This window comes from Streptomyces sp. NPDC093586 (assembly GCF_044764905.1).
Taxonomy (GTDB): domain Bacteria; phylum Actinomycetota; class Actinomycetes; order Streptomycetales; family Streptomycetaceae; genus Streptomyces.
This window is the reverse complement of sequence record NZ_JBIWJA010000007.1, coordinates 217,768-239,315: the sequence shown is the minus strand read 5'-3', so window position 1 is coordinate 239,315 and position 21,548 is coordinate 217,768. Positions and strand designations below refer to the sequence as shown.

20 protein-coding genes are annotated in these 21,548 nt (G+C 73.3%); 12 read left to right on the top strand and 8 right to left on the bottom strand.

What is annotated here, in order from left to right; all coding sequences use genetic code 11:
• Positions 1–157 precede the first annotated feature (157 nt).
• On the bottom strand, positions 158–1,096 hold the full coding sequence (locus ACIRFH_RS11190) for an anti-sigma factor RsbA family regulatory protein (protein WP_403519144.1): 939 nt from the start codon (positions 1,094–1,096) through the stop codon (positions 158–160).
• Positions 1,093–1,377, bottom strand: a complete 285-nt coding sequence (locus ACIRFH_RS11185; RefSeq protein WP_403519143.1) for an STAS domain-containing protein — start codon at positions 1,375–1,377, stop codon at positions 1,093–1,095. Before ACIRFH_RS11185 ends, ACIRFH_RS11190 begins: the two co-directional genes overlap by 4 nt.
• A 297-nt stretch (positions 1,378–1,674) precedes the next feature.
• On the opposite strand from ACIRFH_RS11185, the gene ACIRFH_RS11180 reads away from it, so the two are divergent.
• Entirely contained in the window at positions 1,675–2,031 is a 357-nt protein-coding gene (locus tag ACIRFH_RS11180) for a PRC-barrel domain-containing protein (RefSeq protein ID WP_403519141.1), read from the top strand.
• Between the two features lie 59 nt (positions 2,032–2,090).
• Positions 2,091–2,255, top strand: a complete 165-nt coding sequence (locus ACIRFH_RS11175) for a hypothetical protein (RefSeq protein ID WP_403519139.1) — start codon at positions 2,091–2,093, stop codon at positions 2,253–2,255.
• A gap of 208 nt (positions 2,256–2,463) precedes the next feature.
• On the opposite strand, the gene ACIRFH_RS11170 is transcribed toward ACIRFH_RS11175, so the two are convergent.
• Positions 2,464–3,045: a Dps family protein gene (locus ACIRFH_RS11170; RefSeq protein WP_403519156.1), complete on the bottom strand. Its 582-nt coding sequence runs from the start codon at positions 3,043–3,045 to the stop codon at positions 2,464–2,466.
• A gap of 343 nt (positions 3,046–3,388) precedes the next feature.
• On the opposite strand from ACIRFH_RS11170, the gene ACIRFH_RS11165 reads away from it, so the two are divergent.
• On the top strand, positions 3,389–4,111 hold the full coding sequence (locus ACIRFH_RS11165) for an FAD binding domain-containing protein (protein ID WP_403519137.1): 723 nt from the start codon (positions 3,389–3,391) through the stop codon (positions 4,109–4,111).
• Between the two features lie 30 nt (positions 4,112–4,141).
• Here the strand turns inward: ACIRFH_RS11165 and ACIRFH_RS11160 are convergent, their stop codons facing one another.
• Entirely contained in the window at positions 4,142–4,978 is an 837-nt protein-coding gene (locus ACIRFH_RS11160; RefSeq protein WP_403519136.1) for a lysozyme, read from the bottom strand.
• A 248-nt stretch (positions 4,979–5,226) separates the two neighbouring features.
• Between ACIRFH_RS11160 and rpmG the strand changes: the two genes are divergently transcribed.
• Positions 5,227–5,391, top strand: coding sequence for a 50S ribosomal protein L33 (gene rpmG, locus ACIRFH_RS11155; RefSeq protein WP_403519134.1), 165 nt, complete (start codon positions 5,227–5,229; stop codon positions 5,389–5,391).
• Positions 5,392–5,488: 97 nt separating this feature from the next.
• Here rpmG and ACIRFH_RS11150 read toward each other — a convergent pair whose 3' ends face one another.
• Positions 5,489–7,399: a TerD family protein gene (locus tag ACIRFH_RS11150; protein WP_403519132.1), complete on the bottom strand. Its 1,911-nt coding sequence runs from the start codon at positions 7,397–7,399 to the stop codon at positions 5,489–5,491.
• Positions 7,400–7,609: 210 nt separating this feature from the next.
• Here ACIRFH_RS11150 and ACIRFH_RS11145 point away from each other — a divergent pair, with 210 nt between their 5' ends.
• The 3 genes from ACIRFH_RS11145 to ACIRFH_RS11135 all read left to right on the top strand — a co-directional run bounded on the left by ACIRFH_RS11145 (position 7,610) and on the right by ACIRFH_RS11135 (position 10,198).
• Positions 7,610–7,894: a polyprenyl synthetase gene (locus ACIRFH_RS11145; RefSeq protein WP_403519130.1), complete on the top strand. Its 285-nt coding sequence runs from the start codon at positions 7,610–7,612 to the stop codon at positions 7,892–7,894.
• Positions 7,887–8,966: a polyprenyl synthetase family protein gene (locus ACIRFH_RS11140; protein ID WP_403519128.1), complete on the top strand. Its 1,080-nt coding sequence runs from the start codon at positions 7,887–7,889 to the stop codon at positions 8,964–8,966. Before ACIRFH_RS11145 ends, ACIRFH_RS11140 begins: the two co-directional genes overlap by 8 nt.
• 74 nt (positions 8,967–9,040) lie before the next feature.
• Positions 9,041–10,198, top strand: coding sequence for an oxygenase MpaB family protein (locus ACIRFH_RS11135; protein ID WP_403519126.1), 1,158 nt, complete (start codon positions 9,041–9,043; stop codon positions 10,196–10,198).
• A gap of 36 nt (positions 10,199–10,234) precedes the next feature.
• Here ACIRFH_RS11135 and ACIRFH_RS11130 read toward each other — a convergent pair whose 3' ends face one another.
• Both ACIRFH_RS11130 and ACIRFH_RS11125 read right to left on the bottom strand, forming a co-directional pair.
• Positions 10,235–10,657, bottom strand: coding sequence for a DUF350 domain-containing protein (locus ACIRFH_RS11130; protein WP_403519123.1), 423 nt, complete (start codon positions 10,655–10,657; stop codon positions 10,235–10,237).
• Positions 10,658–10,778: 121 nt separating this feature from the next.
• Entirely contained in the window at positions 10,779–11,876 is a 1,098-nt protein-coding gene (locus tag ACIRFH_RS11125; protein WP_403519121.1) for a DUF475 domain-containing protein, read from the bottom strand.
• 299 nt (positions 11,877–12,175) lie between these two features.
• On the opposite strand from ACIRFH_RS11125, the gene ACIRFH_RS11120 reads away from it, so the two are divergent.
• From ACIRFH_RS11120 to ACIRFH_RS11110, 3 genes are all read left to right on the top strand, one after another.
• The gene (locus ACIRFH_RS11120; RefSeq protein ID WP_403519120.1) at positions 12,176–12,622 is read left to right on the top strand and encodes a Fur family transcriptional regulator; all 447 of its coding nucleotides are present in this window, start codon (positions 12,176–12,178) and stop codon (positions 12,620–12,622) included.
• Between the two features lie 23 nt (positions 12,623–12,645).
• Positions 12,646–14,865 carry a catalase/peroxidase HPI gene (katG, locus tag ACIRFH_RS11115; protein ID WP_403519118.1) on the top strand — a complete coding sequence of 740 codons (2,220 nt, stop codon included), beginning with the start codon at positions 12,646–12,648 and terminating at the stop codon, positions 14,863–14,865.
• Positions 14,866–14,948: 83 nt separating this feature from the next.
• Positions 14,949–15,215, top strand: a complete 267-nt coding sequence (locus ACIRFH_RS11110; protein ID WP_403519116.1) for a hypothetical protein — start codon at positions 14,949–14,951, stop codon at positions 15,213–15,215.
• A gap of 22 nt (positions 15,216–15,237) precedes the next feature.
• On the opposite strand, the gene ACIRFH_RS11105 is transcribed toward ACIRFH_RS11110, so the two are convergent.
• Positions 15,238–16,185, bottom strand: a complete 948-nt coding sequence (locus tag ACIRFH_RS11105) for a MerR family transcriptional regulator (protein WP_403519114.1) — start codon at positions 16,183–16,185, stop codon at positions 15,238–15,240.
• Positions 16,186–16,276: 91 nt separating this feature from the next.
• Here ACIRFH_RS11105 and ACIRFH_RS11100 point away from each other — a divergent pair, with 91 nt between their 5' ends.
• A complete protein-coding gene (locus tag ACIRFH_RS11100) occupies positions 16,277–17,800 on the top strand; it encodes an alpha/beta hydrolase (RefSeq protein WP_403519112.1) in 1,524 nt (507 codons plus the stop codon).
• Between the two features lie 354 nt (positions 17,801–18,154).
• Positions 18,155–21,529 carry a pyruvate carboxylase gene (locus tag ACIRFH_RS11095; RefSeq protein ID WP_403519110.1) on the top strand — a complete coding sequence of 1,125 codons (3,375 nt, stop codon included), beginning with the start codon at positions 18,155–18,157 and terminating at the stop codon, positions 21,527–21,529.
• Positions 21,530–21,548 lie beyond the last annotated feature (19 nt).

Genomic DNA, 21,548 nt, shown 5'->3' with positions numbered 1-21,548 from the left:
GGTCCGCGATCTCCGGCACACCGGTGGTCCGGTGCCCGCTAGCCTGCACGGTCGTCGTCGCCATGATGCGCCCTCCCTGTCGGTCGGCCCTGTCGCTGTTCATTCATCGGCCGACGGAAGAGCGCCTACCCCGGCCCACGGTTCGCACACCTGCGCCTTATGCGTGCGGCAGTCCGAGGTGGAAGCGGACCGCCGTCCCGCCGTCCGTCGTGTGCGTCCGCACCAGGTCGGCGACGTAGTGGACGAGCAGCAGCCCACGTCCGCCGATCTGACCCGGCGCCGGCGGCCGGCGGCCGGCCAGCGGATCGGTGAGCCGGCCCGTGTCGCGGACCTCACACACCATCTGCCCGGCCTCGGCCCACACGGCGAGCGTCCCGCGGCCACCACCGTGCACCACGCTGTTGGTGGTCAGCTCGGCCACGGCCAGTTCCACGTCCGGCAGCCGCCGCTCGGCCAGCCCCAGCGACCTGGCCCGCTCCACGGCGAAACGGCGCGCGTCGGGAAGCTCCTCGGCGGTGAACGGGAACACGGCGGCGTCCGGCGGGGTCGTCAGCGGCTCGTTGTAACGAGCGACGACCGCGGGCCAGTCGTAGGCCTCACTGGCCGCCTCACGGCCCTCGGCGATGACCGTCGGATGCGTGCGCAACGCGTCGGCCAGGACGTCCGCGTCCAGCCGGGACGCGTCGTACGGACACAGGATCGTCGCGGAGCGGCCGGTGAAAGCCGCGTTGATCAGCGCCTCGTGCTGGGCGCACGCCGGGTACTCCGCCGTGCTGCGCCCGGCCCAGATCGGCTCGCCGATGATGCGCACCCGTGTCCCCGCGTGCTCGTCGGCGAACGCCCTGAGGACCCCGGGGATGATCCGCCCCGGATTGCGCCCGGCCTCCGTCATGTCCAGGAACACGACGTCGTGCCCCCGTGCGCCCAGCCCCGCCCTGATCAGTTCCAGGTTGGGGCCGGGGACGGCCACCGCCACCGGCTCGCCGGCGTCCAGGCCCTCCCGTACGAACGACACCGTGCGGTCGGCGTACTCCCGCTCCGAGCGGTAGAACAGCGCCGGATGCGCGAACACCTCGTCCGTGCTCACCGTGCTCATCGGGCGGCCACCTCGATCCCGCGCAGCGACGGCCAGAACAGCTCCAGTACACGCGGCAGTTGCGGCGGAGGCTGCTCCACCACGACCCGGCCGCCGGGCAGGTTCATGGCCGTGACGGCGAGCGCCGCCACCCCGGCCACGTCGACGAACCGCACCCCCGACAGCTCCAGGTAGGACACGTCCGCGTGCCGCCGGGACAGCTCGGCGAGGGCTTTCTCCCAGGACGGGCGGGTGATCACGTTGATCTCCCCGCGCGCACGGATCCCGGGACGTCCGGACAACGGTCCCACCTCCAGCACGGTCCCGCCCCGCGACCGGACGGGGCGGCCCCTGTCGTCGTGTGCGCCTTCCACACTCGATCTCCTTCGGAAAACCGCCGGGTCCTTTTCGCCGCTCCCGCACCACGGGCCGGAACGTCTCTTCGACCAGGCAGCCTAACGCGATCGCGACCCCCGTCCGGCCGGGCGGGGGCCCACACTCGGTCCGCCCGCTGCGCCGGAGTGGGGACAAACCATGCGAGTCGGGCAGGAAGTGGGGAACAAGACAGGGGAACGCGTCCTGGGAAGGGAAAACGAGCCATGTTCGAGGCTGACAACATCCGTGACTGGCGTGGCCGAGACGTCGTCGACACCGGCGGCCACAAGATCGGAAGTCTGGAGTCCATCTACGTCGACACCGTCACCGACCGGCCTGCGTTCGCCGCGGTCACGATCGGTCTCCCGACCCGCCGCCGACTGGTGTTCGTGCCGCTGGAGAAGGCCACCGTCGGACCGGACTACCTGAAGGTGACCTACGACAAGGGGCTGGTCAAGCAAGCCCCCGGAATCGACCCGGACGGTGAGCTGGCGGCCGGGGACGAGGGCGCGGTCTTCGCCCACTACGACCTGCCGTACGAGCAGGGCAGCCGCGGCGAACGCCGGCTCGCCCGGCGCTGAGCCACTCGAAGAACCCACCGAAGAACCCACCCGAGGAACCCGCCCGAGGGGAGACGACCGTGAGCCTGTTCCTCCTGCTGTTGCTGGTGGCGCTCGTCCTGGGGCTGATCGGGGTGGCCGCCGAGGGGCTGTTCTACCTGTTCGTCGTCGGCGTCGCCGTCCTGGTCGTCGACCTGGTCCTGGTAGGGGTGCGCCTCGGACGTCGGGGCGGACCCGCGCGCTGAGCGTCGCCGTGGGTGGATCCCGGCCCAGGACGCCGAGGGGAGCGAAGGTCCCGGCGGCACGCCGCCTGCGCGGTGCTCTGCCGGGACATTCGCTCCCCTCGAAGGCCCGGGTACGGGTCCGGCAGCCGTCGGACGGATCCGCCGACGGCGTCGTCGAGCGTCCGGGGCCCGGCCGCGTCACCCCGACCCGGCCGGGCCCTGCGACGCGTCACCGCCCGCTCTGGCCCCGGGCGAGCTCCGAGCCCCGCTCGGCGCCCTCCGCCTCGGACTCCGCGCTGCCCGTCGCCAGGGTGCCCCCGGCGGTCTCCAGGTGGGCCCGCACGAACCACTGGAACTGCTCCAGGTCCCGCAGCTGCCCGATCAGCAGGTCCTCGGTCGCGGGGTCGATCTCCCCGGCCTCCTTCACCGCGGCGCGCACCCCCTCGATCACGCCGGTGTACACCACGTCGAGCGCGCCCAGGTGGGCGATGGCGTCGGCCCGGCCGATGGAGTAGTCGTCCCAGGACCGCTCGGCCACCAGGGCCCCGGGGGTCCCCTGCGCCACCCCGCCGAGCGCGGCGATGCGCTCCGCGACGTCGTCCGCCATCTCGCGCACCTGGTCGACCTGCGGGTCGATCATCTCGTGCACGGCGATGAAGTGCGGGCCCACGACGTTCCAGTGGACGTGCTTGAGCGTGAGATGCAGGTCGTTGAGCGCGTGCAGGCGCAGACGCAGCACGCCGATCAGCCGTCCGGCGGCCTCGCGCTCGATGCCGGGGACCGTGTACTTCGGGGTCAGGTCGTGCGTCATGGCGGGCATCAGCTCCTGATCTGTCGTGTACGGCATTGCACCTGCACGAATGCCCCGCTTCGGCGCCGGCAGACATGCCCGGACGCCCCCACTCCGTGACGTCGTCCGCGCCGCCGACGATCAGCACGGGACCGGGCCGGCCGAGTCGCCGGACGGCGCGTGCCGGCACCGCCGACCGCGTCCGTCGAGCCGCACGCTCCAGCGCGCGAAGGGCGCACACCGGGCGGACGTGAGCCCTGTACGCGCCCCTGCGGCGGTGCGGACAATACGACAGGACCGTGATCACGCGGCGGGGGTGCGTGCCGTCCGACCGCCGACTTCCCGGGAAAGCAGGTCGATCGCCGTGCTGCTGCGTCTGCCCACGTCCGTGACCGAAGCACAGGAGTGCCTGGCCGACGGGGCCGTGCCCATCGGCGGGGCCACGCTCGTGTGGGCCACCTGGCAACGGGACGGCTTCCCCGAACAGGCCGTGTCGCTGCGCGACCTCCCGGAGGCGACCGTGGTCCGGCCCGGCACCCTGGGCGGCGCCGTGGTGCTGCACCAGGTCGACGACCGTGTGCCGCAGGTGCTGCGCAGGGCGGCCGGCTCCGTGGGCACCGGGGCCGTGCGCCGGACGGCCACGGTCGGCGGCAACCTCGTCGGCAGCAGCCTGCGCTGCCTGTTGCCCGCGGCCCTGGTCCTGGACGCGCACGCCACCGTACTGACCACGGAAGGCGCCTACGAGACCGATCTGAGCGAGGTCCTGGCCAAGCGTCACCTGCTGCTCGCCCTGCACTGGCGCACCCCCGTGGTCAGCGATTACCACAAGCAGCCCGCCGAGGCCGGCGGACCGCCGCCCCTGGTCGTCGCCACCGCCGTGCACGCCGACGCCGAGGGGCGGCACCACCTGCGGGTGGCCGTCCGCGACGGCTACGAGGTGCTCAGCGGGGCCGCCGCGTGCGACGACGGAGCCGACCAGGCCCTCGGCGCCCTGGAGCGCACGGACGTCGCGGCGCTTCCCGCGCGGGCACGGGAGGCGGTGCGCCGGCAGGTCACCGGCGTTCTCGCGGATCCGGCCGGCCGGTGACACCGCGGCCGACCGGATCCGCGGCCCGGCTCAGCCGTCGGCGAGCGCCTTGACGCGGTCCAGCGCCCCGTTGAACCTGTCGTGGTCCCCGACGGTCGGCCCGGTCGAGGTGTACTGCCACATGGTGTGGACGTCCCAGCCGGCCGGGAGCTCGCCCACCGACGAGGCGTACCGGGCGATCCACAGCGGATTGGTGGAGCCGAAGCCGCTGTAGTTCCCGGTGCACTGCTTCCACCAGTTGGTGGAGGTGTAGATGACGGCGTGCCGTCCCGTGCGCGCCTTGTACCGGTCGACGAAGGCGCGGATCCAGCCGACCATCTGACTCGCCGTCCTGCCGTAGCAGGTGTCGCCGTACGGGTTGTACTCGATGTCGAGGACCCCCGGCAGGGTCCTGCCGTCCTTGGACCAGCCGCCGCCGTGGTCGACGAAGTAGTCGGCCTGGGCGGCGCCGCCGGCGGTGTCCGGCGTCGCGAAGTGGTACGCGCCACGGATCATGCCGACGTCGTACGAACCGCCGTACTGCTGCGTGTAGTAGGGATTCCGGTAGGACGTGCCCTCGGTGGCCTTGACGTACGCCCACCTCACCCCGCTGTTCCAGAGGGTCGTCCACGCGACGTTGCCCTGATGGCTGGAGACGTCCACGCCCTCGGTCTGCGTGGCCCTGGTGCCGGCGGGCCGACCCTGCTCGCCCTCATGGGCCAGCACGCCACTGCCCATGGAGGCCGTACCGCGGACGGGGGTACCGCCGGACGTGTCGGCCGAGGCGGGCACGGCGCACAGGGCGAGCAGGAGGGACGGGACGGAGAGGACGACGCCCGACGTGGGCAGGCGTGGGTGGCGACGAGCCACGGCTATGGGTCTGCGCATGCGTCCCATCCGATCCGCTGTCGCACCGCACCGCATCTCACACTCACCCGGACGGCGTGGAGGCGCGGCGTCCGGTCCGGCCGCCGGCCGGATGCGCGCGGCGGCCTCGACGCACCGGCCCCGGCCCGGCGGCAGGCTGCCGGGCGGCGATACGCCGCGGGAATGCACCGGACGGCGGCGGTGTTGAGCCACCTGACTGGCATGCGCGGGTCAGAACGGCAGCCGCGCCGCCGTCGGAAGGAGCACCCATGGCACGCAGTACCACACGCCCGGTCGTCCGACTGAGGTCGACCGCCGGGACCGGCGTCACCTATGTGACGCGCAAGAACCGCCTCAACGACCCCGACCGGCTCGTCCTGCGCAAGTACGACCCGGTGGCGGGCGCCCACGTCCCGTTCCGCGAGGAACGCTGACCGCACGGCGCAGCGGGGGCGTCCCCGTCCGGCCCGGCCCCGCGCGCAGCGGGGCCGGGCCGGTCCACGTCCCGGCCCGCCGTCGCGTCCGAGACGATCAGTCCGCGATGTCGACGCCGTAGCTCCGGGCGAGCGCGCCCAGCCCGTGGTCGTAGCCCTGCCCCACGGCCCGCAGACGCCAGCTCTCACCGCGCCGGTAGATCTCGGCGAGCAGCATCGTGCGCTCGGTGGTGGCGGCGTCCAGCGTGGCCTGCACCAGGGCCGCCGCGCTGGTGCCGGGCCCGGAGGTGATGTGCAGGGCGCCGACGTCGCCGAAGGCGGGGGTGCCGTCGATGGCGGCGGCGACGACGACCTTGCGGGCCGAGGGCGGCAGCGTGACGAGGTCCACGCTGACCGTCTGCTCGGTCGGACCGTCGCTCAGCAGCCGCACCGTGCCGCCAGGGTTCTCCGGGGCGCCGTAGAAGACGAAGTCCTCGTCGAAGGCGACCTGTTCGTCCTCGTCCAGCACGAACGCGACCACGTCGATCTCGCACCGCGTCTGCTGCGCCCAGGACGCGGTGACCGTCCAGCGGTGCGCCGGGCCCCGCCCGTGCTGCAGAGGGAGGTCGACGACGCCGCCGCGCGGCAGTACGTGGGCCGCCGTCCGCCGGTCGTCCGCCTGCGGCGCCGTGACGACCGGCGCCACCAGCCACGCGGCGTCGTGGGTGGGCAGTCGCAGCGCGGTGATGCGGGGCAGCCGGCGGTCGGCGCGGCCGCCGTCGAGGACGACCACGTCGGTGACCCCGGCGGACAGGTTGATGGCGGCGGCGCCGCCGAGTTCGACGACGCGGGTGCGCGCGGCCACCGCTTCGGGGTGGGTGCCGCCGAGCACGAGAACCCGCCGTCCGGTCAGCGGTCCCCGCGGCTTGCCGGCCCGCCTGCCGGGCTTCGGGCCCCCGGCGGGCGGGCGGGCCGGGTCGGCTGGGGCGGGTTCCGTGCCGGTGGTCTCGACGGGCTCGGCGGGCTCCGGCGCGCGGGGGGCCGGGACGGCCGGCAGTGCCGGCGACGCCGGGGCGGGAGCGGCGGTGGATCCGGCGTCCGGGCCCTCGTGCGAGGTGCCGGCCCGTACGTCGCCGAGCAGCTCCAGGAAGGCGGCCTCGTCGATGACCGGCACCCCTTCGGCGAGCGCCCGCCGGGCCTTGGCGGAGCCGGTGGAGAGGTCGTTGGCGACCAGGGCGCTGGTGTGCCGGCTGACGGAGGTCATCATGTTCAGCCCCGCCGCGGCGCCCCGCAGCAGCAGATCCGCCCGCGGGGTCCGGGTCTCCCCGGTGACGGCGATCTTCATGCCCTGCACCAGCGGCCCGCCCGCGGTGAGCCGTCCCGGGTTGCGGAAGGCGCACGGTGTCTTCGGCGGCTTGGGCGCGAACTGCGGGTCCTGCCGGGGCGGACAGGCCACCAGGGGCAGGGGCACGTCCAGTCGCGCCGCCTCCCGCAGCGAGGCCCGCAGCACACCCGCCAGCACCCGCGTGTCGTCGAGCGCGTCGTGCGCCCGCACCTGCGGGACGCCGTAGTGGGCGGCGAGCGTGCCGAGTCTCAGGTCGTCGGTCGGCGGGTCCACGCGACGGTTCAGCGCCAGGGTGCACAACCGCCGGGCGACGGGCAGCCGCAGCCCCGCCCGCGCGAACTCGTGGGCGAGGAAGTCGTAGTCGAACTGGGCGTTGTGGGCGACCAGCACCCGGCCCTCCAGCAACGCGCCGATCTCCTCGGCCACGTGCTCGAAGAGCGGCGCGCCGCGCAACCGCTCCCGCGTCAGACCGTGCACGTGCACCGGCCCCGGGTCGCAACCGGGATCCAGCAGGGTCGAGAACTCCCCGGTCTGCTCACCGTCCGCGCCCAGCGTCACCACGGCCACGGACAGCACCCGGTCGCGGCGCGGCACGAGACCGGAGGTCTCCACGTCGACCAGCGCCCATTCGACGGCGTGGTCGCGCAGGTGGGAGGGGTCAGGAGCGGCAGAGGTGACAGACATGGAGGAAGGATGGGGGCGTATTCACCGTTCCTTCAACCCGAACGACGATTGCTCCCGTTTCGCGGTGGCCTCGAGGCGTGTATGACACCTGTTCCCCGTGTCGCTCAAAAGGAGATTCGGGGATCCCCGGCCCGGAAGCCGCCGTCATGCTCGGACCGGATGCGCCGCGGACCGAGCACATCCGTGACGCCGCCACCCCTGGGGAGAAACATGACGTACTCGACGCCGCGCGGCCCGGGCCGGGACGACCGGGCGGTGCTGCTGGTCGCCGGCATCGCGGATCTGGCGGTGAGCACGGTGGGTTCGGCGGTGGGGACGCTGCGGGGGCTGCTGCGCCGCTCGGACACCGCCGACCTCGTACGGGAGGCGGAGCAGGACCTGCGGGCGCGGGGCAGGCTGGCCCTGGACCGGTACACCCACGTGCCGCCGGCCCACCTGGAGGTGCTCGCCCAGCACGCGCTGGCGCGGCGGGCGGCCGACGGTGACGATGTCTGACCGCTGGGACCCGGCCGCCTTCAGGACGCGCGTCGACGGCGTCCTGCGGAGTTTCCTGGCCGAGGAGGCCGACGAGCTCGTCGCCATCGACGAGGCCCTCGCCCCCGTGGCCGAACAGCTGCGTGCCGCGGCCGGACACGGCAAACGACTGCGCGCGGCCTTCTGCTACTGGGGCTGGCGGGCGGCCGGCCAGCCCGACAGCGACGCCCTGGTGCGGGCGGCGGCCTCCATGGAACTGGTGCACGCCGCGGCGATCGTCCACGACGACCTCATCGACGACAGCGCCCTGCGCCACGGCCGGCCCACGGCCCACATCGCCCTGGAAGCGGCCCTGGACACCCCTGCGCGGACAGCGGGGGACGACGGCCGTCCCCCGGTCCGCGCGGTCGCCCGCTCTCTGGCCCTGCTCGTCGGTGACCACCTGATGGCGCTCGCGGGCCGCCTGTTCACCGACTGCGGCCTGCCCGCCGCCTACCTCGCCCGCACCCGGGGCCTGTGGGCCGAACTCGCCCGTGAACTCGTCGCCGGCGAGTGCCTGGAGATCCTGCACACCGGCGGCCGGCCGGACACCGGCACCTCCCTGAAGGTCGTCCGCTACAAGACCGCCAAGTACACCGTCGAGCATCCGCTGCTCCTCGGCGGACTGCTCGCCGGCGCCGCCCCCGCCCTGCGGGAGGGCTACTCCGCCTACGGCCTGCCGCTCGGCGAGGCCTTCCAGCTCCGCGACGATCTGCTGGGCCTGTTCGGCGACCCGGAGCGCACCGGCAAGGCCGCCCTGGACGACCTGCGCACCCACCGGCCCACCGCGCTGCTCGCCGAGACCTGGCGGTCCGCCGACGCCGCCCAGCGGGAGCGGCTGCGCCGGATGCTGGGCCGGCCCGACCTGAACGGGACCCACCTGGAGGACGTACGCGACCTCATGCGGGAGCTGCAGGCGCCGCAGCGGATCGAGCGGATGATCCTCACCCGGGTGGAGCTGGCCACCCGCGTCCTGGACGACGTCGACGTACCGCCCGGGGCACGCCGGGCCCTGCACGACCTCGCCCGTCTGGCGACCGACCGCGTCCACTGACCCCCGCCCGGGCACCGACTCCGCTGTCCGTCCCCCCAGGCACCCCCAGCCCCCGCCGAGCCGAGGAGACCGTGATGACCTACACCGAGACGTCGATGGACGCCCTGCGACGCGAGGGCGACGAACTGGCCGACGCCGTCGTCGCCACCCTGTTCGAGCGCGGCGAGGTCGGCACGTTCAACTCCCTGATGCGCTACGTCTCCACCGCCGGCCAGGAACTCCCCGCCGGACTGCCCGGAGTGGCCCGCGAGTACCTCCGGGCGACCGGCACCCCGCCGGACTGGGTGGACTGGGCAGAGATGGAGAAGGCGCGGCTGTTCTTCATCGACAACAACGTGCACATCTCCACCGCCCTGTCCTTCGCGTCCATGCCCGCCTGCTACGTCGTCCCGCACGTGGCCAGGCTGCTGTCGACGACCCACGGACTGAGCTACCCCTCCAAACGGATGGCGGAGACCGGGCAGTTCACCGTCTACCTCATGCAGCCCGACGCGTTCGAGGCCGGCGGACGCTTCGTCCCCGCCGCCCAGAAGGTCCGCCTGCTGCACGCCGCGATCCGCCACCACCTGAAGCGGGAGGACCGCTGGGACACCGACGCCCTCGGCGTACCGATCTGCCAGGAGGACATGATCGGCGGGCAGATGTTCTTCTCGCTGCTCGTCCTGGACAGCCTGCACCGTCTCGGCATCCACATGACCGAGGAGGGAGCCGACGCCTACTTCTACGCCTGGCGGGTGGTCGGCGCGATCCTCGGCGTCGACCAGGACGCCGTACCGCGCACCCTGGAGGAGGCACGGCAGTTCCTCGACCTCTACATGCTGCGCCACATGGGCCCCTCCGAGGAGGGCGCGCACCTGACCCGGCAACTGATCGACCTCTACGAGGAGGTCGTCCCCGGCACCCTCCTCGACCCGGTCGTCTCCGCCCTGATCCGCTACCTGATCGGCGACACCTGCGCCGACTGGCTCCAGGTGCCCCGCACCCCGTGGGACACCCTCGTCAAGGCCGCCCCGCACCTGCTGGGCGTCCTGGAGACGATCGAGGACCGCTCACCGCTCGGCGCCTGGGCCCTGGACCGGATCGGCCACCTCACCACGGTCCTCGAACTGTCCTCCCTCACCCGCGGACGCGTCATGCACTACGCGATCCCCGAGCAGCTGAAGAAGGAGTACGGCGTCCCCGCAGCGCCCCGCACCCACCGCTGGACCCCGCCGCCCGCCACCGTCGCCTGAGCCCCGCGGGCATCGCCGGGGCCGTCCGGGCGGGCGTCAGGCGATGGAGGCCGAGACGATGGCCGACACCGCGAGGTTGCAGCACGCCGTCACCCAGACCGCCGGGTGCGGCTCCGGCTCGACCAGCGTCGCGCCCAGCCGCCCCGGCGTGATCACGTCCACCACCAGGAACGCCAGGGCCATCATCACCAGTCCCAGCAGACCGAACGCCGCCGTCGACACCAGGCCCTTGCCGAAGTCCTCGTACGTCGTCCATATCGACGTGAACACGATGCCGCCGACACCGAGGAGCGCCGAACTGAGCACCAGCGCGGCGTTGCGGTTGCGCTGCTCCCAGATCTGCCGGCCGAGCTTGCCGGGTGTCAGCGCGTCCACCAGGACGATGCCGAGGACCAACAGGACCAGGCCCAGGGCCCCGTAGGCGGTGGCGCGGCCGAGTCCGTTGACGATGTCGCTCATGGGGTGCCGGCTCCGTAGCGTGAGTGATCGTGAGTGATCGCGGTCGGGGCGCTGCAAAATGTAGCGCACCTGTTCGGTGTCGCGAGCGCTGCGGGACGGACGGCCCCGACCGGACGAGGCGTCAGCCGGCGTCCTCGAGCGCCTTGTTGCGGCGCACGGAGGACCAGAAGGACCAGGCGATCAGGAGCACGCCGATGAGACCGGTGACGATCTCGCTGATCTGGTACCGGATGGTGACGAGGAGGATGACGGCGAGGGCGCCGATGGCGTAGTGGGCGCCGTGCTCCAGGTAGACGTAGTCGTCGAGGGTGCCCTGGCGGACCAGGTAGACGGTCAGGGACCGGACGTACATGGCGCCGATGCCGAGGCCGAGGGCCATCAGGACGATGTCGTTGGTGATGGCGAAGGCGCCGATGACGCCGTCGAAGGAGAACGAGGCGTCCAGGACCTCCAGGTAGAGGAACATGAAGAACGCGGCCTTGCCGGCCAGCGCGACCGCAGGACGGGACCCGCCGGAGCGTTCGGCCGCCGCGGCCTCGTGCTCGCGCTCCTCCGCCGCCTCGAGCCGGTTCTCGAAGTAGCCGGAGAGGCCGCCGACGACCAGGTAGGTGATCAGCCCCGCGATCCCGGAGACCAGCACCGTCTGCGCCTTGTCGGCGTGGACGCCGCCGTGCTGGTGGGCGTGCGCGGCGAAGGTCGTCGAGGAGACGAGCAGCACGATCAGGGCGACGCAGACCGAGAGCATGTCGACCCTGCCGAGCTTCGCCAACGGCCGTTCGACCGCGCCCAGCCACTTGATGTCCCGGTCCTCCAGGACGAAGTCCAGGAAGATCATCAGCAGGAACATGCCACCGAAGGCGGCGATCGACGGGTGGGCGTCGGTGACCAGCTCCTCATAGCGGTTCTTGTCGGTGACCGCGAGGTGGACGGCGCTCCAGGGACTCAGCCGGGCACTGACCGCGACGATGACGACCGGGAAGACCAGGCGCATGCCGAAGACGGCGATCACGATGCCGACGGTGAGGAAGATCTTCTGCCAGAAGGCGCTCATCTTCTTCAGGATCCCGGCGTTGATCACCGCGTTGTCGAAGGACAACGAGACCTCCAGGACCGCCAGGATGGCCACCAGGCCGAGGGCTGTCCAGCCGTCGTAGAGCACTCCCGCGGCGAGGCCGAGGGCGGTGACGGCGAAAGCCCAGCGGAACGTCTTCACAAGCACGGGCCACTCATTCCTGTCGTCGCGCTGTGCCGGTCACAGCATGTCCTTGCCAGTGCCCACCACCCACGTTGTCTACCACGATCGCCCGCCGACACGGCGGATGCGTGGACGGGCGGACCGCGGGTACCCGGCTGCGCAGGATGGTGCGGTGCACGGCGGCGCGGCAAGGGACGGCCGCGCCGCCCTCCGCGGTTCCTTCTCCGTTTCCCGCCGGCCCGCCCGGCCCGGTCCGGACGCCTTCGGAACAGAATCGTTCGTTTCCTTGAGGAGTTCCGGTTTACCGGAGTAGGTTCGCCGCCATGACCGCCTCCCGGAGCACGGCCACCGCCGCGGACCTGCGCGGGGCGGGACTGCGGGTGACCGCCGCCCGCGTCGCGCTGCTCGAGACCGTCCGGGCGGGCGACCACCTCGGCGTGGAGGCGATCGCCTCCGGCGTGCGCGACCGGGTGGGCCACGTGTCCCTCCAGGCCGTGTACGAGGCCCTGCACGCCCTCGCCGCGGCGGGGCTCGTGCGCCGCATCCAGCCGCCCGGCGGCCCGGCCCGGTTCGAAGGGCGCGTCGGGGACAACCACCACCACGTCATGTGCCGCTCGTGCGGGGCCCTCGCCGACGTCGACTGCGCCGTCGGCGAGGCACCCTGTCTGACCGCGTCCGACGACCACGGCTTCGCGATCGACGAGGCCGAGATCGTCTACCGGGGCCTGTGCCCCGCCTGCTCCGGCACCCGTACTTCCCCCGCACCGTGAACCGCTCCGTCCGGAAGGATCCCATGTCCGAGAACCACGATGCCATCGTGACCGACGCCAAGACCGAGGAGGCGGGTGGCTGCCCGGTCGCCCACACACGCGCCCTCCACCCGACCCAGGGTGGCGGAAACCGTCAGTGGTGGCCGGAGCGGCTCAATCTGAAGATCCTCGCCAAGAACCCCGCCGTGGCCGACCCGATGGGCGAGGACTTCGACTACGCCGAGGCGTTCGAGTCCCTCGACCTGGCCGCCGTCAAACGCGACATCGCCGAGGTGCTGACCACCTCGCAGGACTGGTGGCCCGCCGACTTCGGCCACTACGGCCCGCTGATGATCCGTATGGCCTGGCACAGCGCCGGCACCTACCGCATCAGCGACGGCCGCGGTGGCGCCGGGACCGGCCAGCAGCGCTTCGCCCCGCTCAACAGCTGGCCCGACAACGGCAACCTCGACAAGGCCCGCCGCCTGCTGTGGCCGGTCAAGAAGAAGTACGGCCGGAACATCTCCTGGGCCGACCTGCTGATCCTCACCGGCAACGTCGCCCTGGAGCAGATGGGCTTCGAGACCTTCGGTTTCGCCGGCGGCCGCGCCGACGTCTGGGAGGCCGAGGAGGACGTCTACTGGGGCCCCGAGACCACCTGGCTCGACGACCGGCGCTACAGCGGCGACCGCGAGCTGGAGAACCCGCTCGGCGCCGTCCAGATGGGTCTGATCTACGTCAACCCCGAAGGCCCCAACGGCAACCCGGACCCGCTCGCCGCCGCCCGCGACATCCGTGAGACGTTCCGCCGCATGGCGATGAACGACGAGGAGACCGTCGCGCTCATCGCCGGCGGCCACACCTTCGGCAAGACCCACGGTGCCGGCCCGGCCGACGCCGTCGGCCCCGACCCCGAGGCCGCCCCCCTGGAGGAGCAGGGCCTGGGCTGGCGGAACAGCCACGGCACGGGCAAGGGCGCGGACGCCATCACCTCCGGCCTGGAGGTCACCTGGACCACGACCCCGACCCGGTGGAGCAACGGGTTCTTCAAGAACCTCTTCGAGTTCGAGTACGAACCGGAGCAGAGCCCGGCCGGCGCCCACCAGTGGGTCGCGAAGGACGCCCCGGAGATCGTCCCCGACGCCCACGACCCGTCGAAGAAGCACCGCCCGAGGATGCTCACCACCGACCTCTCGCTGCGCTTCGACCCCGTCTACGAGCCGATCTCCCGCCGGTTCTACGAGAACCCCGAGGAGTTCGCGGACGCCTTCGCCCGCGCCTGGTACAAGCTGACCCACCGCGACATGGGCCCCAAGTCCCTCTACCTCGGCCCGGAGGTCCCCGAGGAGACCCTGCTGTGGCAGGACCCGCTGCCCGAGGCCGAGGGCGAGCCCGTCGACGCCGAGGACGTCGCGACCCTCAAGACCAAGCTCCTCGAGTCCGGGCTGTCCGTCTCGCAGCTGGTGTCCACCGCGTGGGCCTCGGCGTCCACCTTCCGCGGCAGCGACAAGCGCGGCGGCGCCAACGGCGCCCGCGTCCGCCTGGAGCCGCAGCGCGGCTGGGAGGTCAACGAGCCCGACGAGCTGGCGCAGGTCCTGCGGGTCCTGGAGGGCGTACAGCGGGAGTTCAACTCCGCCGGAACGAAGAAGGTCTCCCTGGCCGACCTGATCGTCCTCGGTGGCTCCGCCGCCGTCGAGAAGGCCGCCAAGGAAGCCGGCTTCCAGGTGGAGGTGCCGTTCGCCGCGGGCCGGGTGGACGCGACGGAGGAGCACACCGACGCCGAGTCCTTCGAGGCGCTCGAACCGACCGCCGACGGGTTCCGCAACTACTACGGCAAGGGCAACCGCCTCCCGGCCGAGTACCTGCTGCTCGACCGGGCGAACCTGCTCACCCTGAGCGCGCCCGAGATGACCGTCCTGGTCGGCGGCCTGCGGGTGCTGGGCGCCAACTACCAGCAGTCCCAGCTCGGTGTCTTCACCCGGACGCCCGGCTCGCTGACCAACGACTTCTTCGTCAACCTGCTCGACCTGGGCACCACGTGGACGTCGACGTCCGAGGACCGGACCACGTTCGAGGGCCGCGACGCCGCCACGGGCGAGGTCAAGTGGGCGGGCAGCCGCGCCGACCTGGTCTTCGGCTCGAACTCCGAGCTGCGCGCCCTCGCGGAGGTCTACGCCTGCGACGACGCGAAGGAGAAGTTCGTGCACGACTTCGTCGCCGCCTGGGTCAAGGTCATGAACCTCGACCGCTTCGACCTGGCCTGACGACCGTGACGCCCGGGCCGGTCCGTCCGTCGGCCCGGGCTCGTCCGTCCGCGTTGTCAGTGACGGATGCGAGGCTGCCTGTCATGGATGAGGTGGAGTTCATGCGAGGCCGGGTCTACGGCGCCGACCACGAGGCCCCCGGGCCGCGGCCGGGACGCGCGTACGCGCAGCTGGTCGGCGGTCCCCTGGACGGCCTGCTGCTGGACGTCACGGACCTCACCGAGGACGAGCGCGCCCGGGGCGTGACCCTGGCGACGGAGATAGGCCGCTACGGCCCGGGCGGCCGGACCGTCTACGGACCCAGGCCCGGCGGCACCCGCCGCTTCGACTGGCGGGGCGACGTGCCCTGAGCGGACGCCGCCGGCGCGCCGCTCAGGCCGCCTCGGCCGCCGTCTGCGCCTCCAGCGCGGCGAGCAGCCAGTCGTGCGCGGCACCGGGCGTGGGCTCCGGCCGTGCGCCCGGCGGGGTGATCACCTCGGCGACCAGCTCCCAGTAGCGGTCGATGCGCGGGTCGGCCGCGAGCTGCCGGGCCAGGCGACGACGGAAATCCGGGGTGTCGCGGACACCGTACGCGCTCGTGTAGGCGCTCACGAAGCAGTCCAGGGCCTCGCCCGTGTGCGGATCCACGCCCCGGCGCAAAGGTCCACCCGCCAGCTCGTACGCCTCGGCCAGCCCCGCGTACAGCACCGCCGCGCCGCGCGCCCCGGCGGCCCGGTGCGCCTCGGGCTGCGGCTGCGCGCCGCCCGGGCACGGCGCGAGCGTGAGGGCGGCCAGCCGGGCGAAGGCGAGGACCTGGGCGGGGGCCGGATCGTCCGGTGGGCTGGGCACCGCCACCTCCAGGAACGCGGCGGCCGACCGCGCCGGCATCCGCGGCGGCAGCCAGCCGCGCCAGAACCGGACCAGCGGCGCCGTGCTCGGCGGCGCGGCCACCGCGCCGATCAGCCGCAGCCGGTCGGCCCGCTCCCCGGGCGGGCACTCCTGCACCAGCCGCAGCGCCGCCTCCCGCCAGCGCAACGCCCTGAGCTCGGATCCGACCTCCCGCAGCCGCCCGGCGACGGCGTCCTCCAGCATGCCGCTCGTCCCGTCCTCCTCGTCGAGCACGCGGCGCACCTCGGACACCGCCAGCCCGAGGGCGCGCAGAGAACGGATCAGACGCAGCCGGCCGAGCGCCTCCGGGCCGTACCGGCGGTGCCCGCCGGCACTGCGGGAGGCCTCCGGCAGCAGACCGTGGTCGGAGTAGAAGCGGACGGTCTTGACCGTGACGCCCGCCCGCTCGGCGAGTTCGCCGATCCCACACAACCCGTCGCGCGACATGAGCACTTGAACCTCCCTCAGGGGGAGTTCCTACCGTACCGGCGAGCGCGGACGGGCGACCGGTCCGGTCCGCGCGATCGCTTACGGAGGAGAGCCCATGACCGCATTCGTCCTGGTGTCCGGCATGTTCACCGGCACCCACGTGTGGGAGGACACCGCCGCGCGCCTGACCGCCGCCGGGGCCGAGGCGTTCCCGGTGGCCCTCACCGGGCTCGACGGGCCGCGCGGCACCGCGGCGGCCGGCACCGACCTGGAGACGCACATCGCGGACGTCCTCGCGGCGATCGACGCGGCAGGCGGGCAGGGCGGCGGGGACATCGTGCTGGTCGGTCACGACTACGGCATCCATCCCGCGCTCGGCGCCGCCGACCGGCGGGCGGAGCGGATCGACCGGATCGTGTACCTGGACTCGGCGATGCCGCGCGACGGAGTCCCGGCCCTGGCCGCCGTCCCCGACCAGTCGCTGCGCGAGCGGCTGGCCGGGCGCGCCGGGGCCGGCGGGGGAGCGGGGGCCGAGGAGGAGCTGCCGCCCCCGGCCCGCGACGCGTGGGAGCGCTGGGGCAGCACGGCCGGCCTCACCGACGCCGCGCTGGACCGGCTCACCGCACTCGCCGCCCCGCAGCCGCTCGGCACCCTGCTCCAGCCGCTGCGGCTGACCGGCGCGGTGGCCGGGGTGCCCACCACCGGTGTGCTGTGCACCGGCAACGGCTCGAGCATCGAGATGGTCCGGATGCTGGTGGGTTTCGGCGGCGACCCCGCCCTGCGGGCCCTCGTCGATCCCCGGGTGTCCTTCTTCGAACTCCCCACCGGCCACTGGCCGATGCTGTCCTGCCCCGACGACCTGGCGGACGTCCTGCTGCGGGCCGCGGCCGGCGAGGGACACCGGCTGGAGCCGGCCGACGCGCCCGCCCACCTGCGGCCGTTCCTGCTGGACCTGCCCGAACGCCCCAGGGAGCGGACGGAGAACGTCGACCTCTACCTGCCCGACGCCGACGGCCCGCGGCCGGCGGTGGTGTTCGTGCACGGCGGCCCGGTGCCCGCCGACGCCCGGCCGGCGCCGAGGGACTGGCCCACGCTGACCGGGTACGCCGGGTACGCGGCCGACAACGGGGCGGTGGGCGCGGTGGTCGCCCACCGGCTGCACGACCTCGCCGACTACGACCGGGCCGCCGCGGACGTGGCCGACGCGGTGGAACGGGTCCGGGCCGACCCCCGGGTGGACGCGGACCGCGTCGCGCTCTGGTTCTTCTCGGGCGGCGGGCTGATCACCGCCGACTGGCTGGACGCGCCCCCGCCGTGGCTGCGCTGCCTGGCGGCCACCTACCCGGTCCTGGCGCCCCTGCCGAACTGGGGGATGTCCGGCACCCGGTTCCACCCGGTGCGCGTGGTGGCGAAGGCCGGCGATCTGCCCGTGGTCGTCACCCGGGTGGGCCTGGAGATGCCCGAGATCGCCGCCGGCGTCGAGGAGTTCCTGGCCGTGGCCGAGGAGTGCGGGGCCCGCGTCGAGGTGATCGACGTACCGCACGGCCACCACGGCTTCGAGACCCTCGACCCGACCGACGAGTCACGCGACGCGGTGCGCCGGGCGATGAGTGCGGTGCTGGGGCATCTGCGGCCGTGAGGTGTCGTGCCACGGCCGCGCGGACCGGGGAGTCCTGTCCGCGCGGCCGTGGCCCGTCCCGGGGACGGAGGAGCCGGGCGGAGGAGCCGGACCGACGACGCCCCGGGGGACACCCGGGCCCCCGCCGCCCCCGGCACCCCGGCGGCGCCCGCCGTGACGGCGACGCCGGGCACCGGCACGGTGCCGGTACGGCACCTCGGAGGTCGTCTTCGGAAAGCCCGCACGAACGCCTGTGGAGTCCGCTGAGGGCGACGGGACACCGGACGGACTTCGGAGTGGCCCGGCTCACATGGCGTACCGGCGGCGCCACCGACACCATGGTCTTTCGTCACCGGCAGGCTGAAGGGATCCACCATGTTCCGCAAGGTGCTGGTCGCCAACCGCGGCGAGATCGCGATCCGCGCGTTCCGCGCGGGGTACGAGCTGGGCGCGCGCACCGTCGCGGTCTTCCCGCACGAGGACCGCAACTCGCTGCACCGGCTCAAGGCCGACGAGGCGTACGAGATCGGGGAGCCGGGGCACCCGGTGCGCGCCTACCTCTCCGTCGAGGAGATCGTCCGCGCGGCACGCCGCGCGGGAGCGGACGCGGTCTATCCGGGCTACGGGTTCCTGTCCGAGAACCCCGAGCTGGCCCGGGCCTGCGAAGAGGCGGGCATCACGTTCGTCGGCCCGAGCGCGCAGATCCTGGAGCTGACCGGCAACAAGGCCCGCGCCGTGGCCGCCGCCCGCGAGGCCGGCGTGCCCGTCCTCGGATCCTCCGCCCCCTCCACCGACGTCGACGAACTCGTCCGCGCCGCCGACGGCATCGGCTTCCCCGTGTTCGTCAAGGCCGTCGCGGGCGGCGGCGGGCGCGGCATGCGCCGCGTCGAGGAACCCGCGCAGCTGCGCGAGGCCGTCGAGGCGGCGTCCCGCGAGGCCGCGTCCGCGTTCGGCGACTCCACGGTCTTCCTGGAGAAGGCGGTCGTCGAACCCCGCCACATCGAGGTCCAGATCCTCGCCGACGGCGAGGGCGGCGTCATCCACCTCTTCGAGCGGGACTGCTCGGTGCAGCGCCGCCACCAGAAGGTGATCGAGCTGGCGCCCGCCCCCAACCTCGACCCGGAACTGCGGACGCGGATCTGCGCCGACGCCGTGAACTTCGCCCGCCGGATCGGCTACCGCAACGCCGGCACCGTCGAGTTCCTCGTCGACCGGGACGGCAACCACGTCTTCATCGAGATGAACCCGCGCATCCAGGTCGAACACACCGTGACCGAGGAGGTCACCGACGTCGACCTCGTCCAGTCCCAGCTGCGCATCGCCGCCGGCGAGACCCTGGCCGACCTCGGCCTCGCCCAGGAGGACATCACCCTGCGCGGCGCCGCACTCCAGTGCCGCATCACCACCGAGGACCCCGCCAACGGCTTCCGCCCGGACACCGGCACGATCAGCGCCTACCGTTCGCCCGGCGGCTCGGGCATCCGCCTCGACGGCGGCACCACCCACGCCGGCACGGAGATCAGCGCCCACTTCGACTCGATGCTGGTCAAACTCTCCTGCCGGGGCCGGGACTTCGCCACCGCCGTGAACCGCGCCCGGCGTGCCGTGGCCGAGTTCCGCATCCGCGGAGTCGCCACCAACATCCCCTTCCTCCAGGCGGTGCTGGACGACCCGGACTTCCAGGCCGGGAACGTCACCACGTCGTTCATCGAACAGCGCCCGCACCTGCTCACCGCCCGGCACTCCGCCGACCGCGGCACCAAGCTGCTGACCTACCTCGCCGACGTCACGGTCAACAAGCCGCACGGCGAACGCCCCGAGCTGGCCGACCCGTTGGCCAAGCTGCCGCCGCTGCCGGCCGGTGAAACCCCGGCCGGTTCCCGGCAGCGGCTCGCCGAGCTCGGCCCCGAGGGCTTCGCCCGCCGGCTGCGCGAGTCACCCGTCATCGGCGTCACCGACACCACGTTCCGCGACGCCCACCAGTCGCTGCTCGCCACCCGGGTCCGCACCAAGGACATGCTCGCCGTCGCCCCCGTGGTCGCCCGCACCCTGCCCCAGCTGCTGTCCCTGGAGTGCTGGGGCGGCGCCACCTACGACGTCGCCCTGCGGTTCCTCGCCGAGGACCCGTGGGAGCGGCTGGCCGCCCTGCGCGAGGCGGTGCCGAACATCTGCCTCCAGATGCTGCTGCGCGGCCGCAACACCGTGGGCTACACCCCGTACCCGACCGAGGTCACCGACGCCTTCGTGCAGGAGGCCGCGGCCACCGGCATCGACATCTTCCGCATCTTCGACGCCCTCAACGACGTCGACCAGATGCGGCCCGCCATCGACGCCGTACGCGAGACCGGCACGGCCGTCGCGGAGGTGGCCCTGTGCTACACCGCCGACCTGTCCGACCCGTCCGAGCGGCTCTACACCCTCGACTACTACCTGCGGCTCGCCGAGAAGATCGTGAACGCGGGCGCCCACGTCCTGGCCGTCAAGGACATGGCGGGCCTGCTGCGCGCCCCGGCCGCCGCGACCCTCGTCTCCGCGCTGCGCCGCGAGTTCGACCTGCCGGTGCACCTGCACACCCACGACACCACCGGCGGGCAGCTCGCCACCTACCTCGCCGCGATCCAGGTCGGCGCGGACGCGGTGGACGGAGCGGTGGCGTCCATGGCGGGCACCACCTCGCAGCCGTCGCTGTCGGCGATCGTCGCCGCCACCGACCACACCGAGCGGCCCACCGGCCTCGACCTCCAGGCCGTCGGCGACCTGGAGCCGTACTGGGAGAGCGTCCGCAAGGTCTACGCCCCCTTCGAGGCGGGCCTCGCCTCGCCGACCGGCCGCGTCTACCACCACGAGATCCCCGGCGGCCAGCTCTCCAACCTGCGCACCCAGGCCATCGCGCTCGGCCTCGGCGACCGTTTCGAGGACATCGAGGCGATGTACGCCGCCGCCAACCGCATGCTGGGCCGCCTGGTGAAGGTCACGCCCTCCTCCAAGGTGGTCGGCGACCTGGCCCTCCACCTGGTGGGCGCCGGCGTCTCCCCGGCGGACTTCGAGGCCGAACCCGACCGGTTCGACATCCCCGACTCCGTCATCGGCTTCCTGCGCGGCGAGCTCGGCACCCCGCCCGGCGGCTGGCCCGAGCCGTTCCGCAGCAAGGCGCTGCGGGGCCGCGCCGAGGCCAAGCCGGTGGCGGAGCTGAGCGCCGACGACCGCACCGGGCTGGCCAAGGACCGCCGGGCGACCCTCAACCGGCTCCTGTTCCCCGGCCCGGCGCGCGAGTTCGACGCCCACCGCGGCACCTTCGGCGACACCAGCGTCCTGGACAGCAAGGACTTCTTCTACGGGCTGCGCCCTGGCAAGGAGTACACGGTCGACCTCGACCCCGGCGTCCGGCTGCTCATCGAGCTGCAGGCGATCGGCGACGCCGACGAACGCGGTATGCGCACGGTGATGTCCACCCTCAACGGCCAGTTGCGGCCCATCCAGGTCCGCGACCGCGCCGCCGCCTCCGACGTCCCGGTCACCGAGAAGGCCGACCGCGCCGACCCCGGCCACGTCGCCGCGCCGTTCGCCGGCGTGGTGACCCTCGCCGTCGCCGAGGGCGACGCGGTGGAGGCCGGAGCCACCGTGGCCACCATCGAGGCGATGAAGATGGAAGCCACCATCACCGCGCCGAAGTCCGGCACCGTCGGCAGGCTGGCCATCAACCGCGTCCAGCAGGTGGAAGGCGGCGACCTCCTCGTCGAGCTGAACTGAGCCCGTCCGACGCGACGGC